This is a genomic window from Halochromatium sp. (genome assembly GCF_046541315.1).
Classification (GTDB): domain Bacteria; phylum Pseudomonadota; class Gammaproteobacteria; order Chromatiales; family Chromatiaceae; genus Lamprobacter.
Genome location: NZ_JBKHDN010000036.1, coordinates 1 through 17,557 on the forward strand (window position 1 = coordinate 1; position 17,557 = coordinate 17,557).

Genomic DNA, 17,557 nt, shown 5'->3' on the forward strand with positions numbered 1-17,557 from the left:
CGCGGGCGGGCAGAACCTCGAACAAGGCAGCGCAGGGATCGACTCTCGGCGTCGGTCGCAGCCGTGCCTCAGCGGAGCGCGGGCTCACAGCCGTTGCTTATTCTTAGTCTTCACACGCTGGTAGAACGCCTCCATCACCGCGATGAACGATTGCGAGCGATCCCAGAACGGCGGGAAATCGCCGCCCTTCTTGATCAACATCGCCGGTACGCTGGCCGCGTCGGCGGGTTGCGCCTCGTCCTCGGGCAGGGGGACGGGGGCCTGCCAGAAGGCGCGCGCAGCGACCGCCTCCGTGTTCGCTGACGGCCCCGTGCGCGCCAGCAGCGGCGGATAGAGCGAGGCGACCGGCTCCGGCGGTGCCTGCTCGTCCGCGTTCATCAAGGGCGCGAGGGCCTGGCCGAGCGGGGTGCGCGCCAGCTCGGTCCGCAACTGGGTGCGCGCGAGACCGCGCAGCTCCAACAGCAGCAGCGGATCTTGATCGAGCCGATCGGCGAGCCGATAGTAGACGCCGGCGATATGCTTGCAGGGGTTCGCCCAATCCGGGCAGGAACAGTCCGCGCGCTGGAAATCCTTCTCGCTGTGCGGTAACAGGGTGAAGCCGGAGGCCGCGAAGGCCGCGTCGATGCCATCGGGCATCTCGTTCATCAGCAAGCGGCTGACCAGATCGGCGCGGCTGCCGAGTTCGGCGATCAAGGTCTTGCGCGCCTTGGCCGGAATCGGCTTGAGCTGAAAGGCGACCTCGTAGCGCGGCTCCTTGGTGACGCCGAAATAGGGATTGACGTTGCCGCGCACGGTCGCGCTGACCAGTCCCTTGGCGCCGATCTCGAAGCGGAGGATGCGGCTCGGGCCCGCATAGGAGCGGCCCCGTTGCAGGCGCCCGGCGTCCATCTGCTCCTCCAGCGCCGCGAGGAAGTGCTGTCCCCACCAGGTCTTGCCATGGCTGCTCATCTCATTCCCCCACCGCCTCGCGATTGAGCCGGATCAGCGCCTTGAAGCGGTCGTTGTCCAGCTGCGTGAGCCAGGATTCGTCATTGCCGATGATGGCCCCGGCGACCGCTTTCTTCTCTTCGATCATCGCATCGATGCGCTCCTCGAGGGTGCCCAGGGTGATGAACTTGTGCACGAACACGGTCTTCTCCTGGCCGATGCGGTAGGCGCGGTCGCTGGCCTGATCCTCGACCGCCGGGTTCCACCAGCGATCGAAATGGAACACATGGTTGGCCTTGGTCAGGGTGATGCCGACGCCGCCGGCCTTGAGCGAGAGGATGAACAGCGACGGCGCGCTGGTCGGGTCCTGGAACTCGGCGATCATCGCCTCGCGCCGGCGCCGCGGGGTGCCGCCGTGCAGATAGAAGGTATTCAGACGCCAGCGCTGGCGGGCGAGCCGCTCGAGCTGCTCGCCGATCTCGGTGAACTGGGTGAACAGCAGCACGCTGTCGCCCTCGGCCATGGTCTCCTCGAGCATCTCGTGCAGCCGTTGCACCTTGTGCGAGCGCTCGGGCGTGAACGGGCTGCCGTCCTGGAGGAACTGCGCGGGATGGTTGCAGATCTGCTTGAGCTTCATCAGCGTCGAGAGCATCAGGCCGCTGCGCTCGGCGCCCTCGGCCTGTTCGAGCCGGCGCTCGACATCGAGGACCAGGCTCTCGTAGAGCGCGCCTTGCTCGCGGCTGAGCTGGCAGTATTGCGGCGCCTCCAGCTTATCCGGCAGATCGTCGATGATGGCCTTGTCGGTCTTGACCCGACGCAGGATGAACGGCTGCACCAGTTGCTTGAGGATCGAGGTCTGCACCGGGTCCTTGTCGCGCTGCACCGGCAGCTCGAAGGTCTTGCGAAAGCGCGCCTGGGTGCCGAGATAACCCGGCTGCAGGAACTGGAACAGCGACCAGAGATCGCCGAGCCGATTCTCGACCGGGGTGCCGGTCAGCGCCAGCCGGCGCGGCGCCGGCAATTTGCACACCGCCTTGGTCTGCGCCGCCTTCGGGTTCTTGATGTTCTGCGCCTCGTCGAGCACCACCCGATGCCAGTCGACGCTCGTCAGCAGGCTGACATCCTTGCGCGCCAGCGCATAGGAGGTGATCACCAGCGCAACCTGCTTGGCCTGCTCGGCAAAGGCGGCCTTGTCCTGCTCGCGCGCCGGGCCATGATGCAGATGGGTGGCGAGCTGGGGCGCGAAGCGCTGCACCTCGCGCTGCCAGTTGCCGAGCACCGAGGTCGGCGCGACCAGGAGGGTCGGGCCGGGCGGGGTGGCGCCGGCGCGCTCGCGCACCAGTTGCGCGATCACCTGCATGGTCTTGCCGAGGCCCATGTCGTCGGCGAGACAGCCATTCATGCCGAGCTGTTCCAGATAGCCGATCCAGGCCAGCCCGCGGCGTTGATAGTCGCGCAAGGTGGCATTGAGTCCGTCCGGGGTCGCGGCCAGCTCCAGGCGGCTGTCGTCGCGCAGGCGCTCGAGCATCTCGGCGAGCGCCGAGTCGCGGTCGATCTCCAGGGCATCGTCCTGCGCGGTCCGTTGCAACAGCTCGGGCAGGCTGAGTTCCACCGTCTCCTGGCCTTGGCGCTGCCAGAATGCAAGCATCTCGCGCATGCGCTCGCGATCGAGTTCGATCCATTCGCCACGGAATCGCACCAGCGGGGTCTTGGCCTCGATCAGATCCAGCCATTCCTCCTCGCTGATCTCTTCATCGCCGATGCTGAGCGCATAGCGGTATTGCAGTAATTGCTTGAGGCCCAACTGGTTGCTGCCGGCGCTGGTGCCACTGCTTGCGGGGCTGGCGCCACTGCCACGCAGGCGCAACTTGGCGCGGCGGCGTCCGCTCGGCGTCCACCAGGCCGGCACCACCACCTTGTAGCCGGCGTGCTCCAACACCCAAGCCGAGTCCTTGAGGAAGTCGAAGGCCTCGTTCAGGCTCAGCATCACCGCCCGTGGCTCGGCGGTCGCCATGCCGTCCCAAAGCTTGGTGTAGATGCGTGCGGCGAGGCCGAGATCGAGCAGCAGATGGCGCTCGAAGTCGGCGGCGTCGAGCCACGCGCGAAACGCCGCGCGCTCGGCGGGCGTGCCCTGCCAATAGTCGGCCAGCGCCAGGCGCTGCGAGGGGTCGTCGCGCGGGATGACGATCAGCTCCAGCGTCCAGGCGCGCGCCTCCGGGTCCACGTCGGCCGCGTCGGGCTCGAGCAGCCGGAAACCGAGCGTGAAGCGCGCCGCCTGCTCGCCGCCGTCGATGGCCTGGCGCCAGCGGCGCCAATCGCGGTACAGGGCCAGGTGCTCGGCGGTCGCCGCCAGCGGTTGCTGGCCGGGCTCGGTCTCGAGCGCGTGCGCCACCAGGCTGCCGTCGATGCGCTTCTTGAAGGTGGCCGGCAGCGGCGTGGACCGCACCAGCTCGTCGAGCAGAACTGCGGCGCAGTGTTCGAGCACGCTGGCTGGGTCGAGCGGGGTCGCGCTGCCGGCGACACAGGCCGGCGGCAGCGCGGGCACCGCCTGCTCGATCAACGCCTCATAGGCGCGGCCGGCCCATTGCCAGAGCGGGTGCAGCTCGGCCGCTGGCGCGGTCTTGCGCCGCGGCGGCTTGGGCGGCTGGCGATAGCGCAGCCCGGGCAGATACTGATCCCGCAGCAAGAGCTGCTTGAGCCGTTGCGTGAACCAATGCCAGAACAGCAGATCGCCGCCGGCGCGGCGGTCGCCGAAGGTGTCATCGGTCAGAAAGCGCAGCTCGCGGAATTGGCGCAGCGGCGCCGCGAGGGCAAAGGTCTCGACCTGCCAGGGACGCCGGCCGATCGCCTCGGCGTCCGCGTCGGCCTCCGCCGAGCCGAGGCTGGCCGGTTCGCCGAGCCGATGGGCCAGTTCGGGCGACGGCAGTGGCCGATCCGTGCCGCTCGGTAGCCAGACCGGACAGGCCTGCAAGCGGCGCTCGGCGGCGTCGCGCGTTCTCGCCAGCCCGAGCGTCTCGAGCAGCTCCGGCCAGCGCGCCTTGGGCAACGCGAACGGGTGGGGTGCCGGCGGCTGGCCCTGGGCCGGCTTGGCCTTGTTGGGGCTCGCTGGGCGGCTCGCTGGGCGGCTCGCTGGCATGTTCGGCGCCCGGTCGGTTTCGACCCAGAGCCGGAACTGGCCGCCCCGGGCGAAGGCGTCGTCTGGGGCGGGTTGCCAGAAGGCGTGCAGAATCTCCATCGAGACAGGTCTTGGCTAGCGAACACAATGGACAACAGCCGCTTAGGATACCTGATTCGATTCAGCCGTCGCGCCAGCGACGCGCGTGACCGTTGGCGACGCCATCAGCACATACATCGCCGGCACCACGAACAGCGTGAACAGGGTGCCGATACCGAGCCCGGTGGTGATGACCAGGCCGATGTCGAAACGGCTCACGGCGCCGGGTCCGCTGGCGAGCAGGAGCGGGATCATCGCCACCAGCATCGCCACCGTGGTCATCAGGATCGGGCGCAAGCGGATGCGCGCGGCCTGCTCGACCGCCTCGCGCTTATCGAGTCCATCGCGCTCGCGCACCAGGTTGGCGAACTCGACGATGAGGATGCCGTTCTTCGCGATCAGCCCGATCAGCGTGATCATGCCGACCTGGGTGTAGATGTTGAGGCTGGAAAAGCCGAGGAAGAGGAATACCATGGCCCCGGCGATGGTCAGCGGCACCGACATCAGGATCACGAACGGATCGCGCCAGCTCTCGAACTGCGCCGCCAGCACCAGATAGATGACCAGGATCGAGAGGAAGAAGGTCGCCTCGAGCGCGCCGCCCTCGCTCTTGAACTGGCGTGACTCGCCTTTGTAGTCCCAGCGCACATTGCGCGGAAACAGCTCGCTGGCGCGTTCCTCCAGCGAGGCGAGGGCATCGCCGAGGGTGACGCCCGGCGTCGGCACGCCGGAGAGGGTGACCGCGTTCAGCTGCTGGAACTGGGTGCGTTGCGAGGGCTCGACCGACTGGCGGATGTCGACCAAGGTCGATAGCGGCACCAGCTCGCCGCCGCCGGTGCGGATGTAATACGACTCGATGCCGTCGATCGCGTTGCGCGCCGCGCGCCCGACCTGCGGGATCACCTTGTAGCTGCGGCCTTCGAGGCTGAACCAATTCACATAGTCCTCGTTCAGCATCACCGCCAGCGACTGCCCGAGCTGGCGCATGTCGATGCCGAGATCGCCGGCCAGGTCGCGGTCGATCTCGAGGATGGTGCGCGGGCGCTCGAACTTGACGTCCTTCTGCAGGAACATGAACTGGCCGCTCTGCATCGCTTGCCCGACCAACGCATCGGCGAGACGGTCGAGTTCCTCGTAGCTGACGTCTGACAAGATGACGAACTCGACCGGCACCCCGCCTCCGGGCGATGGCAGGCTGGGGCGCGGGAAGATCACCGTCTGGAAGCCTGGGATACTGGCCAGGGTGCCCTGCAATTCCGGCTGGATCTCCATTTGCGAACGCTCGCGCTCGGACGGCTGGGCCATCTTGAAGCCACCGAAGGTGGTGGTCGGGCTGCCGCCGAAGCCGGCGATGATGAAGCTCTCCTGGTATTCCGGGATCGCCTCGAAGCGTTCCAGCATCTGGTCGATATAACGCAGGTTGTAATCGACGGTCGCGGTCTCGGGCGCGGTCGCCTGGAAGAACAGGATGCTTTGATCCTCGGTCGGCGCTAGTTCCTTCTGCGTCATGATGTACATGACATAGACGCTGGCGATGACCGCCACCGCGATGATCACGGTGACGCCCGGATAGCGCAACCAGCCATGCAGGGCGTTGCCATAGACGCGCGCGAGCCACTGGAAGAAGCCTTCCACCGCCTGCTCGAAGCGGCCCGCCTCCTGGCCCGCGCGCAGCACCCGCGCCGAGAGCATCGGCGACAGCGTCAGGGCGACCACGCCCGAGATCAGCACCGCGCCAGCAAGCGTGAAGGCGAACTCGACGAACAGCGAGCCGACCAGCCCGCCCATGAAGCCGATCGGCGCATAGACCGCGACCAATGTCGTGGTCATGGCGACGATCGGGCCGGCCAGCTCGCGCGCGGCCTCGAGCGCCGCTTGCAGGCCGGTCTTGCCCATCTCGATATGGCGATGCACGTTCTCGACCACGATGATGGCGTCGTCGACGACGATGCCGATCGCCAGCACCATCGCTAGCAGCGTCAGCAGGTTGATCGAGAAGCCGGCCAGCAGCATCAGAAAGCCGGCGCCGACCAACGACAGCGGCACCGCCACCGAGGGCACGATGGCGGCGCGCAGCGAGCCGAGCGAGAGGAAGATCACGAACAGCACGATCAGCACCGCCTCGGCGAGGGTCTTGAACACCTCGTCGATCGACTCCTCGATGAACTCGCTGGCGTCATAGGGGATGTGCGCCTCGAGTCCTTCCGGGAACTGCGCCCGCAGACCGGGCAGCGCATCGTGCACGCGCTGGGCGACATCGAGCGGATTGGCGCCCGGCGTCTGCTCGATGCCGATGAAGATCGCCGGGATGCCCTTGTAGAGGGTCGCCGAGTCGTAGTTGGCGGCGCCGAGTTCGATCTCGGCGATGTCTTCCAGGCGCACCAGGGTGCCGTCGTTCTCCCGCACCACCAGGCGGCGGAAGCTGTCGACATCGCCGACATCGGTGGTGGTCGAGAGGTCGATCTGCACCATCTCGCCCTTGAGCTGGCCGACGCCGGCGAGATAATTATTGGCCGCCAACACCTGCGCGACCTGCTCGCCGCTGATGCCGAGCGCGGCCATCCGATCCGGGTCGAGCCAGACCCGCATGGCAAAGGTCTGGCTGCCGAAGATCTCGGCCTTGGCGACGCCTTCGAGCGCCTGCAACTGCGGTTGGACCACGCGAATCAGATAATCGGTGATCTGCGGTAGCTCCATCTTCTCGCTGTAGAAGGCGAGATACATCAGCGCCGTCGAGTCGCCGGTGGTGGAGTCGATGACCGGATTCTGCGCCGCCTCAGGCAGCACATTGCGCTGGCTGGCGACCTTGGCCTGGATCTCGGCGACCGCGGCATTGGGGTCGTAGTTGAGGCGCATGTTGGCCTCGATGGTGGAGACGCCCTGGGTGCTGGTCGCGGTCAGGTAGTCGATGCCATCGGCCTCGGCGATCGCCTGCTGCAACGGCGTGGTGATGAAGCCCTTGACCAGCTCGCTGCTGGCGCCCGGGTAGGCGGTGGTGACGGTGACCACCGTGTTCTGGGTCTCGGGGTATTGGCGGATCTCGAGGCCGACCAGGGCGCGCAGGCCGAGGATCAGGATCAGCAGGCTGACCACGCTGGCCAGGACCGGCCGATGGACGAAGAGGTCGGTGAAGCGCATCGGCTCAGGCCTCGCGGTTGGCGGCAGCGGGGTTGCCGGTTGGCGTTGCGCGGGCGTTGCCGGTTGGCACCGTGCTGGCCTCGTCCGTTGGTTCCGCGCCGGTCTCGCCGGTTGGCGTTGCGCGGGCCTCGTCTGGCGCGGCCGCTTCGGTTTCCTCCGGCGCGAGCTGATCCTCGTCCTCGACGATCCGCACGCTCGCCCCATTGCGCAGCTTGACCTGCCCGGCGAGCACGACCCGTTCGCCCTCTTCGAGGCCTTCGAGGATCTCGACCTCTTGCTCGCGCACGGCCCCGGTCTTGACCTGGCGCCGTTGCACGATGAGTCCTGAATCCTGCTCGGCGTCTTGCGCTGAGTCCCGTTCCGAGTCCGGCCCGGAATCCGGTCCCTCGTCGCTGGATTCGATCACGAACACCGAATCGCCATAGGTGTTGAAGGTGATGGCCTGGCGCGGCAGCGTCAGCACGCCCTCGCGCGCTGGCAGCAGGGTCTCGACCTTGGCGAACATGCCTGGCAACAGCAGGCGGTCCGGATTCGGCAACTGAGCCCGCACCTGGATGTTGCGGGTCTCGCGATTCACCGCCGGGCTGATCGCCTGGATACGTCCCTCGAAGACCCGCTCCGGATAGGCCTTGACCCGGACCGCGATCGGTTGCTCGACCTCGAGTTCGGAGAGCCGCCGCTCGGGTAGCGCATAGTCGACATAGACCGGGTCGAGCGCCTCGAGCTCGGCGATCGCCGAGCCGGCATCGAGGAACTGACCGAGGTTGACGCGGCGAATACCGAGCTGGCCGTCGAACGGCGCCAGGATGGTCTTCTTGCGGATCAGCGCCTCCTTGGCCAGGACTTGGGCCTCGGCCTTGGCCACCTCGGCGACCAGCGTATCGACATCGCCCTGCGACACGGCGCGGTCGCGCAGCAGTTTGCGGTTGCGTTCGAGCTGCAGACGGGCCAGATTCAGCGCGGCGCGCAGTCCGGCCAGATCGGCCTCGTCGACATCGGTATCGAGCTGCACCAGGGCCTGCCCGGCGGTCACCTGATCGCCCGACTCGAACAGGATGCGCTTGACCTGACCGGCGACCTCGTTGTTGACGACCACGCCCTGGACCGCCTGCACATTGCCGATCGCTTGCAAGCGCGGCTGCCAGCGCTTGGACTCGACCTGGGTCGCGGTGACCGTCGAGGCGGGCTGCGGCTGCGAGAACTGAGCCATGCTCTCTTGGATCTGTTGGTATTTGAGCAACGCGAGCCCGCCGCCGAGCAGCGCGAGCAGGAGAAGGACGAGGAGTGAGCGCAAGATCATGAGGAAGCGTCCAGTGGCTGCGATCGGCCAAGGCGGCGGCGAGCGCCCGGCGATTGATGATGATGATCGGGAAGCATGAGCCGCGTCAGCGGTCGAGTTTCAAACAATTGTTTGGCTAAACGGCCGTAGTATACAGAAGCCGCCGACGTGCATCTTGCGCGCTGGTTCATCGCTCATCGATCGCGCTCTGCGCGCCCGCTGGCGGTTGCCTCCTGCCGGTATCCTGTCTCGACTGGCGGTTGACGGCTGAGCGTGCGCCAGCCGCTTGTGTCGTTGTTCTTGTCTGGAGTCTCTGCCCATGCGTTCGCCCCGTCCCCTGTTCGTGCTCGCCTCGGGCATCTTCGCGCTGATCCTGACCATGGGCGTGGCGCGCTTCGCCTATACCCCGATGCTCGCCTACATGCAGCCGCAGACCGGCATGGGCGATGCGCTCGCCGGCTGGTTGGCGGGCTGGAATTATCTCGGCTATCTCACCGGCGTGCTGCTGGTGACGCAGATGAGGGATCTGATGCGCAAGGATCGGCTCTATCGTCTCAGTCTGCTGTTGGCGGTGGTCACCACGGCGATGATGCCGCTGGCCGAGGTTTTGCCGAGGCTGCCGCTGGTCGAGGAATCCTGGATCTGGGGCCTGAGCCGCTATCTCGCCGGGATCAGCTCTGCCGGCGGCCTGATGCTTGGCTCGGGGCTGATCCTGAATTGGCTGATCCGCCATGGCCACCGTAGCGAGCTGGGCCTGCACTTCAGCGGACTCGGGCTGGGCATCGTCCTCGGCGGGCTGCTGGTGGAGCTGGCCGCGCCCTACACCGACTGGCGCGGCCAGTGGTGGCTGCTCACCGGCGTTGGCTGCCTGCTATTGATCCCGGCCTGGGGCTGGTTGCCGCGCCCGAATCGGGGGGTTCAGTTCAGCGCTGGCGCGGGTGAGAGCGCCCGCGAGCCTGGCCCGCTCTGGCTCTGGCTGCTGCAGGCGGCCTATCTCTGCGCCGGCTTCGGTTACGCGATCAATGCCACCTTCACCGTGCTGATCACCGAGCAGCAGCCGGCGCTGAGCGGGCAGGGCGGGCTGATGTGGCTGCTGGTGGGGCTGGCGGCCGCGCCGGCGCCGATCCTTTGGGACCGCATCGCGCGGCGCTGGGGCTATCTGCGCACGCTGCAGGTCGCCTATCTGTTGCAGATCGTCGGCATCCTGCTGCCGGTGCTGAGCGGCTCATTGGCTGCGGCTATTGCCAGCTCGCTGCTGTTCGGACTGACCTTCATCGGCATCGTCTCGCTGGTGCTGACCATGGTTGGTGTGCGCTATCCGGCGCATCCGGCGCAGATCATGGCGCGGCTGACGGTCGGCTTTGGCATCGCGCAGATCATCGCGCCGGTGATCGCCGGCGAGCTGGCCGAGCTGCGTGGCACCTTCGATGACTCGCTCATCATGGTCGGGGTCATCATGGTGCTCGGCTTGTTATGTCTGGTGGCGATGGCGCGGATGGCGACTCGGGAGAGCGGCAGGGGCGCTCAAGCGTGATGACAGACTGACCGCTTGCCATCCAGATGGCGGTCCAATGACCGACTGGATGTTCATCCTGCCGCCTGGGTCCGCCAAAGCGTCACTCGCACCCAGCGCTCATCAGGGTCGTCTCCGGACATCCTCAATGAGCTTGGGCGTCAGCTCCAGAGGTTGCTGAGTTCGAGATTCAGCGCCTCGAAGGGAGCGACCGCGATGCAGTCGTTCCCGAATGCCTCTGCGCGTAACGTCCATTCGCCGCTCTCCAGCCCATAGGCCTCGATGGTTCGTCGTTTGGGATCAACGAGCCAGGCGGAGGCAACCCCGTAATGGGCGTAGAGGGGCATCTTGATGTGACGGTCTTTGCTTTCGGTCGATGGGGATAGGATCTCGCAGATCCAGTCGGGGACGATCTCGAAGCGATGTCCCTCGGGGATGTGAGGCATGCGCGTCTTGCGCCAACCCGCGAGGTCCGGAACCGTGACCTCCACATCGGTGATGAAGTGGATCTCGGGCTCGACAATGATCCACCAGCCGCCGGGTCCGCCCCGGCCGCGCCCATAGCTGCCGACCAGATCGTAGGTCAGTTCGCTTTCTACTTTCGCGTGAGGTCCGGCTGGCCGAGGCTGGGCGTGCAATTGGCCGTTGAGGATCTCTCCGGTTAGCCCCTCAGGCAGGGATTCGAGCTGTTCATACCGTGTTTGCTTGTAAGCATGTTGCATGGCTGTTGCCTGTTCGACGGCCTTTGTAGAAGCGCATGACTCATCTCGACTGGAAGCTCGGTTGGCCCGCTGGGTTGGGGGCAGATTGTTGCTGAGCAGGTTGTGCCGACGATGAGCAGTACCATCTGCCCTATGTTACAACTGTTGAACCCTTTGGTAGCGAGCAAGGCTGGCGGCAGAGCGAAGCCCGGATGCTGTGACCTGATTTTTGATCCGCTGACGACCGCGTTTCGTTCAAGATCAGACTTCTGGTCAACAACACTATCGGCGCTGCAAGCATGATGAGCGACAGAAACGACGGCAACTGTGAACACCCGGATGAACGGTGGTTTCGACTTTCATCGATTCCTGGATCGGCAGGCGCAACAAGCGCGCGCGGCCCGCGCCCGCTCGTCGACCCTACTGGAGCAAGCGCGTGTCTGCGCGCGTCCGATCCTGGAGCGCTATGGCGCCGAACGCGCCTTGGTGTTCGGCTCGGTCGCTGAGGGACAGGCACACAGAGACTCTGATCTTGATCTATTGGTCTTGGGGACGGCTGCCGCGGACTATTGGGCCTTGCGGGCAGCGCTCGAGGCGGCCTTTGAACGCCCACTTGACCTCATCACAGAGGCCGATGATCCTCAGATTATTCAACAGGCCTTAGTCCAGGGGGTGGTGATCTATGGCGCGGAATCCACAACTGCTGCGTGCGCTGATCGAGGATGAGCTGAAGAAGCTTGCCCGCTTGGAGCAGAGCTTTGAGCAGATCGAGGCCAAGCTGGCGCTCCCGCCGGATGAGGTGCCCGACTACGATCGCGGCGCGATTGGCTATCTGCTGCACAGCTTCTACAACGGCTGCGAGAACATCTTTCGGGCCATCGCGCGGTTCTTCGAGAACGATCTCGGCGCCGATTCCTGGCCTGCAGACCTGTTGCGCCGGATGACGCTGGAGATCGAAGGCTATCGGCCGGCGGTGATCGATAACGCACTCTTTCAGGTGCTGAACGATTTTCGCGGTTTTCGGCATGTCTTCCGCAACAACTACGGCTTCGAGCTGGATTGGGAGCGTGAGCGATTGGTCGCGCGCCGATTCCCGCAGGCGCTCGTCGAGCTGCGTGCTCAGATCCAGGTCTTCTTGGAGCGCCTGGAGGTGCTGGCGGAGTTATCAGCTGAGCGCGGCAGATCGCCTTAATGGCCGGGAAACCTGTCTTAACGTCGCGGTGGTTTCGAAGTCGCGCTGCAACTTAGATTTGCTCAGGCATCGCGCTCACGCTCACGCTCGGAGCGCAATTTCTCGGCCGGCAGCGGTGGCAGATGCGCAGGCCGCCCGTGCTCGGCCTCGTGCGCGCCCAGTTCGGCGAGAACGGCGTCGCCATAGCGCTCGAGCTTGACGACGCCGATGCCGCCGATCCGCGCGAGTTCCTCGCGGTTGCGCGGTCGGTCGGCGACCAGCTCGCGCAGGGTGCTGTCGGGGAAGATGGCGAAGGGTGGCACGCCTTGGGCATCGGCCAGCGCGCGCCGGCGGCTGCGTAGACGCTCCCAGAGCGCCTTGGCCTCGGCATCCGTCGGCACGGCGGCGGACGCGCGGCGCGCGGCGGGCGCACGCTTGCGATCCGGATCGCGGCGCAGGTCGAGCCGCTGCTCGCCGCGCAAGATCGGTCGACAGGCCGCGCGGTTGAGGCGCAGACCGCCATGTCCCTCGATATCGACCTGGGCGAGTCCGGCGGCGACCAACTGCCGATAGACCGAGCGCCATTGCTCGGCGTTCAGCTCAGTGCCGATGCCGAAGGTGCTCACACGATCATGGCCGAAGCGACGCATGCGCGCGTCGGCCTTGCCGAGCAGCACATTGGTCAGATAGCTGGCGCCGAAGCGCTCGCCGGTGCGGTGGATGCAGGACAACGCCTTCTGCGCGATGACGGTGCCGTCGTAGCATTCGACCGGCGTCAGGCAGGTGTCGCAGTTGCCGCAGGCGCGGCTGCCGGTCTCGCCGAAGTAGTCGAGCAGCACCTGGCGCCGGCAGCGGGTGGTCTCGCAGAGGCCGAGCAGGGCGTTGAGCTTGTGCAATTCGACCTGCTTGAAGCGCTCCTCGGCCTCGGAGCTGTCGATGATCCGGCGCAGGCTGGCGACATCGCTGAGGCCGTAGGTGAGCCAGGCATCGGCCGGCAGCCCGTCGCGGCCGGCGCGGCCGGTCTCCTGATAATAGGCCTCGATGCTCTTGGGCAGATCGAGATGCGCGACGAAGCGCACATCGGGCTTGTCGATGCCCATGCCGAAGGCGATGGTGGCGCAGATGATCACGCCCTCGCCGCGCAGGAACTCGGCCTGATGGGCTTGGCGGACCCGGGCCTCGAGCCCGGCGTGATAGGGTAGGGCGTTAAAGCCTTGGGCGCAGAGAAAGTCAGCGGTTTCCTCGACCCGCCGGCGCGACAGGCAATAGACGATGCCGGCGTCGCGCGGGTGCTCCTCGCGCAGAAAGCGCAGCAACTGCTGGCGCGGGCTCTGCTTCTCGACGATGCGGTAGCGGATATTCGGCCGGTCGAAACTGGAGACGAAGCGTTCGGCCTGTTCGAGCTGGAGGCGGGCGACGATCTCGTTGCGGGTCGGGGTGTCGGCGGTGGCGGTGAGCGCGATGCGCGGGATCGTCGGCCAGCGCTCGTGCAGGATGTTGAGGCGGACATACTCGGGGCGAAAATCATGGCCCCATTGCGAGACGCAATGCGCCTCGTCGATGGCGAACAGGGCGATGGCGGACCGATCGAGCAGGCTCAGGAAGCGCTCGGTGAGCAGGCGCTCGGGCGCGACATAGAGCAGGTCCAGCGCGCCGCCGAGCAGCCTCTGCTCGACGCGGCGTTGGTGGTCGACATCCAGCGAGGAGTTGAGGAAGGCCGCACGCAGGCCGAGCTGGCGCAGGGCATCGACCTGATCCTGCATCAGCGCGATCAGCGGCGAGACGACGATGCCGGTGCCGGCGCGCAGCAGCGCCGGGATCTGATAGCACAGCGACTTACCGCCGCCGGTCGGCATCAGCACCAGCGCATCGCCACCGCCGGCGACATGCGCGATGATCTGCTCCTGCGCGCCGATAAAGCGGGCGAAGCCGAAGGTGCGGCTGAGGATCTCGAGCGCGGCGGGTGGGGCGCCTGGACCCACGTCGCTGTGGTGCCGGCGACCGCAACTGGCATCATCACGATGTTCAGCGCGCACTGGGTTGGATGACATCAAGACCTCGCCGGGGTTTCGTTGACTGACCGAACACCGCATTCTATAGCCTTGGTCGGATCGCCTCGGGCTCGCGATGAGGCTACCCGCAAGCCCGAGATCGAGCCATGCCGCATGATGCCTTTCGACAGGAGGAGAAGTGATGACCCATGCACAGCAAGCCTTCACGCAGCTCGCCCGGCAACCCGATGACGAGATCGATCTGGCCGCCGGGGCATTGGCGATCAGTGGCCTGTTCCAACAGGAGTTGGCGAACGACGAATCCCTGGCCGCGCTCGAACGGCTGGCGAGCGCGGCGGGCGACCGCGTGCTTCCACAGGCCGATCTGTTCGACAAGGTGCGGGCACTGAACGATTTTTTGTTCGAGGAGCACGGTTTCGCCGGCAATCAGGACGATTTCTACGATCCGCGCAATAGCTTCCTGGATCAGGTGCTGAGCCGTCGGCTTGGGATTCCGATCACGCTCGCGGTACTCTATGTCGAGATCGCCGGCCGTCTCGGCCTGCCGGCCTACGGGGTCGGCTTTCCGGGGCATTTCCTGGTCCGCATCGGTCGTGGCGACACCGCCTTGATGCTGGATGTCTATGCCGGCGGCGTCGCGCTGCCGGAATCCGAGCTGGATCAGCGCCTGGCCGATCTCTATGGCCAGGGCACCCTGAGGATTCAAAGCCATCCGGCACTCCTGCGTCCGGCCACCAAGCGCGAGATCCTGGTGCGCATGCTGCGCAATCTGACCGGCATCTATCGCGACCGCGGCGAGCGCATCAATCGGCTCGCGGCCCTGACCGCCTCGCTGACGCTGGCGCCCAACCTGCCCGATGAACTGCGCGAGCGCGGACTTTTGTATCGCGATCTCGACTACGCGCCGGCGGCACTCGGCGATCTGCGCCGCTTCATCGAGGTCTCCGACGACGCCGAGCAGATCGCCGCTGTGACGCGGATCATCGATGAGCTTGGCGGGCAGCCGATGCGGTTGCACTGAGGCGGGCGGGACGCGTCCGTCGCGCCCTGACCGAACGCCCGGGCCGAAACGTCGCCAGCGACTGGAGCAGGACAAGAGATCGATATGCTGCGAACGATCGCCAACCTGATGGCCGGCGCCCTGGGACGGGGCGACGCTGGCCGCGCCCAGGCCAACCGCCGAAGACGCCATCGCGAACAGGCTGCCATGCGACGGGAAAACGAGAAACAAATCGAGCACGCTCGTGATTTGATGCGTTATGTCGTCGAACACAGCAATAGCGAGATCGCGATCTTCGATCATCATCTCCGTTTCATCTACGTCAGCAAGCGCTTCCTGAGCGATTACGGTATCAGCGAGACGAATGTCATCGGTCGCCACCATCACGATGTCTTTACCGAGATCCCGCAAAAGTGGAGGGACGTCCATCAGCGGGCATTGAAAGGCGAGGTGCTGAGCAACGATGAAGACAGTTTTGTGAGACGAGATGGAAGCATTGACTGGACGAAATGGGAATGCCGGCCCTGGTACAATGAAGAGAATGCGATTGGAGGGATTATCGTTTATACCGAAATCATCACTGAACGCAAACGAGAAGAGGACGAATTGCGGGCCTTCCGCAGCATGTCCGATCAAGCCAATGTTGGTATCGCCATTGGAAATCTTGACTGCACGTTGCGGTATGTGAATGAAGAATTCGCACGCATGCACGGCTGGACAGTCGCAGAGCTTGTCGGCCAGGATCTCTCGATCCTGCATAACGACGAACAACAACCGCGTGTGCAGCAGCTATTAGACCTGCTCAATACCCAGGGCGGATGTGTTGCCGAAGAGGTCTGGCATGCTCGCAAGGACGGTTCGGTGTTTCCCTCGAAGATGAATCTCAAGCTGATCGTCGATCACAACGGGCGACCCCAGTTTACCACCGCTTCAGTGATCGATATTACGCAGCAGAAACAGGCCGAGGAAGCGCTGAGAGCAAGCGAGCGGCGCTTCCATGGGATTCTGAAGAATGTGGCCACGGTAGCGGTGCAGGGCTATCTCAAGGACGGCACGGTGACCTACTGGAACCGGGCTTCGGAGACCTTCTACGGCTATACCGAGGAAGAGGCCCTCGGCCGCAATCTGCTTGATCTCATCATCCCGCCCGCCCGGCGCACCCGGGTCCGGGCCGAGATGCGCCAGATGGCTGAAACCGGCGAGCCGATCCCCGCTGACGAAATGGCCATGAGGCGCAAGGACGGCACATCGATGCTGGTGTATTCGTCCCACACCCTGGTGCAGGTTCCGGGAAAGGAACCTGAGATTTTCTGCATCGACACCGACCTCAGCAAGCTCAAACAGATGGAGCAGGCCACTCAGGCCAAGAGCGCCTTCCTAGCCAACATGAGCCACGAGATCCGCACCCCGCTGAACGCTATCCTCGGCTTGACGCACCTGATGCGCAAGGCGGGCGTGACGGCGGAACAGGCCGAGCGTTTGGATAAGATGGAGAGCGCTGGCAGACACCTGTTGTCGTTGATCAACGACATCCTGGATCTGTCGAAGATCGAGGCCGGCCGGGTGCAGCTCGAGGCGATCGACTTCGATCTGTCCAGCCTCGTCGATCGTGTCGTCTCGTTCGTGGGCGCCTCAGCCGAGGCCAAGGGGCTTGCCATCGACGTCGATCTGGGGCAAGTGCCGCGCACGCTCTGCGGTGATCCGACCCGGTTGCGCCAGGCCCTGCTCAATTATGCGAGCAATGCTGTCAAGTTCACCGAGGCCGGCCGCATTCGCATTCGCACGCGCCTGCTGGAGGATCGGGGCGAGACGCTGCACATCCGCTTCGAGGTCGAGGACACCGGCATCGGCATCGCCCCCGAGACCTGCGCGCGGTTGTTCCAATCCTTTGAACAGGCGGATGCCTCGACCTCGCGTCGGTATGGCGGCAGCGGTCTTGGCCTCGCGCTGGCCCGGCGCCTGGCGAGGCTGATGGGCGGCGAGGCGGGGGTCGAGAGCACGCTTGGACAGGGGAGTACCTTCTGGTTCACCGCTTGGCTGCAACCTGGCAGCGGGATCGCGCCGGTCGCCACGCTGGCGACCGACGCAGGGGCCGCGACGCGGTTGCGGGAGCGTCCGGGCGGCGCGCGCTTGTTGCTGGCCGAGGACCATGCCATCAATCGCGAAGTGGCGCAGGAACTGCTGCGGGACGTGGGGATGGCGGTGGACATGGCGCTGAATGGCCGCGAAGCCCTGGCCATGGCGCGGGAGCGGAATTACGATCTGATCCTGATGGATGTGCAGATGCCGGAGATGGACGGTCTCGCCGCCACGCGCGCGATCCATGCCCTGCCAGAGAGGGCGCGGGTGCCGATTTTGGCGATGACCGCCAATGTCTTCGACGAGGGACGCCAGGCCTGCATCGAGGCCGGCATGGACGATTTCATTCCCAAGCCGGTGGAGCCCGCGCAACTCTATGCGACCTTGCTCAAGTGGCTGCCGCCGCTGACCGCCGAGCAGGCTGCGGCGCCCGCACCCACGGCCGATTTCGCGCGAGATTCCGCCCCAGACTCCGCGCTCGCGCCGATGCCGAGATGGTTTGCGCGCTTGCAGGCGGTCCCCG

Annotated in this window: 11 protein-coding genes; 5 read left to right on the forward strand and 6 right to left on the reverse strand. The window is 65.7% G+C overall.

Annotated elements, in window-relative coordinates:
* Positions 1-84 precede the first annotated feature (84 nt).
* From ACLFQI_RS04290 to ACLFQI_RS04305, 4 genes are read right to left on the reverse strand one after another with little or no spacing between them, the layout of a single operon-like run.
* Complete coding sequence (locus ACLFQI_RS04290; protein WP_410757642.1) at positions 85-948, reverse strand: SWIM zinc finger family protein; 864 nt, start codon at positions 946-948, stop codon at positions 85-87.
* Position 949: 1 nt separating this feature from the next.
* Positions 950-4,162: an SNF2-related protein gene (locus ACLFQI_RS04295; protein WP_410757643.1), complete on the reverse strand. Its 3,213-nt coding sequence runs from the start codon at positions 4,160-4,162 to the stop codon at positions 950-952.
* Positions 4,163-4,204: 42 nt separating this feature from the next.
* Positions 4,205-7,279, reverse strand: a complete 3,075-nt coding sequence (locus tag ACLFQI_RS04300; protein ID WP_410757644.1) for an efflux RND transporter permease subunit — start codon at positions 7,277-7,279, stop codon at positions 4,205-4,207.
* 4 nt (positions 7,280-7,283) lie between these two features.
* Positions 7,284-8,579, reverse strand: coding sequence for an efflux RND transporter periplasmic adaptor subunit (locus tag ACLFQI_RS04305; RefSeq protein ID WP_410757645.1), 1,296 nt, complete (start codon positions 8,577-8,579; stop codon positions 7,284-7,286).
* Positions 8,580-8,877: 298 nt separating this feature from the next.
* Between ACLFQI_RS04305 and ACLFQI_RS04310 the strand changes: the two genes are divergently transcribed.
* The gene (locus ACLFQI_RS04310) at positions 8,878-10,092 is read left to right on the forward strand and encodes a YbfB/YjiJ family MFS transporter (RefSeq protein ID WP_410757646.1); all 1,215 of its coding nucleotides are present in this window, start codon (positions 8,878-8,880) and stop codon (positions 10,090-10,092) included.
* Between the two features lie 140 nt (positions 10,093-10,232).
* Here the strand turns inward: ACLFQI_RS04310 and ACLFQI_RS04315 are convergent, their stop codons facing one another.
* On the reverse strand, positions 10,233-10,793 hold the full coding sequence (locus ACLFQI_RS04315; RefSeq protein WP_410757647.1) for a Uma2 family endonuclease: 561 nt from the start codon (positions 10,791-10,793) through the stop codon (positions 10,233-10,235).
* Positions 10,794-11,099: 306 nt separating this feature from the next.
* On the opposite strand from ACLFQI_RS04315, the gene ACLFQI_RS04320 reads away from it, so the two are divergent.
* Both ACLFQI_RS04320 and ACLFQI_RS04325 read left to right on the forward strand, forming a co-directional pair.
* Entirely contained in the window at positions 11,100-11,498 is a 399-nt protein-coding gene (locus tag ACLFQI_RS04320; RefSeq protein ID WP_410757648.1) for a nucleotidyltransferase family protein, read from the forward strand.
* Positions 11,455-11,964, forward strand: a complete 510-nt coding sequence (locus ACLFQI_RS04325; RefSeq protein WP_410757649.1) for an antitoxin — start codon at positions 11,455-11,457, stop codon at positions 11,962-11,964. The genes ACLFQI_RS04320 and ACLFQI_RS04325 overlap by 44 nt, the downstream gene beginning before the upstream one ends.
* Positions 11,965-12,026: 62 nt before the next feature.
* Here ACLFQI_RS04325 and recQ read toward each other — a convergent pair whose 3' ends face one another.
* Entirely contained in the window at positions 12,027-13,925 is a 1,899-nt protein-coding gene (recQ, locus tag ACLFQI_RS04330) for a DNA helicase RecQ (protein ID WP_410757650.1), read from the reverse strand.
* 211 nt (positions 13,926-14,136) lie between these two features.
* On the opposite strand from recQ, the gene ACLFQI_RS04335 reads away from it, so the two are divergent.
* Positions 14,137-14,976 (forward strand): SirB1 family protein, encoded by an 840-nt coding sequence (locus ACLFQI_RS04335; protein ID WP_410757651.1) that lies wholly within the window; start codon positions 14,137-14,139, stop codon positions 14,974-14,976.
* 108 nt (positions 14,977-15,084) lie between these two features.
* Positions 15,085-17,557, forward strand: a 2,473-nt coding sequence (locus ACLFQI_RS04340) for a PAS domain S-box protein (protein ID WP_410757652.1), incomplete at its 3' end; no start/stop codon positions are given.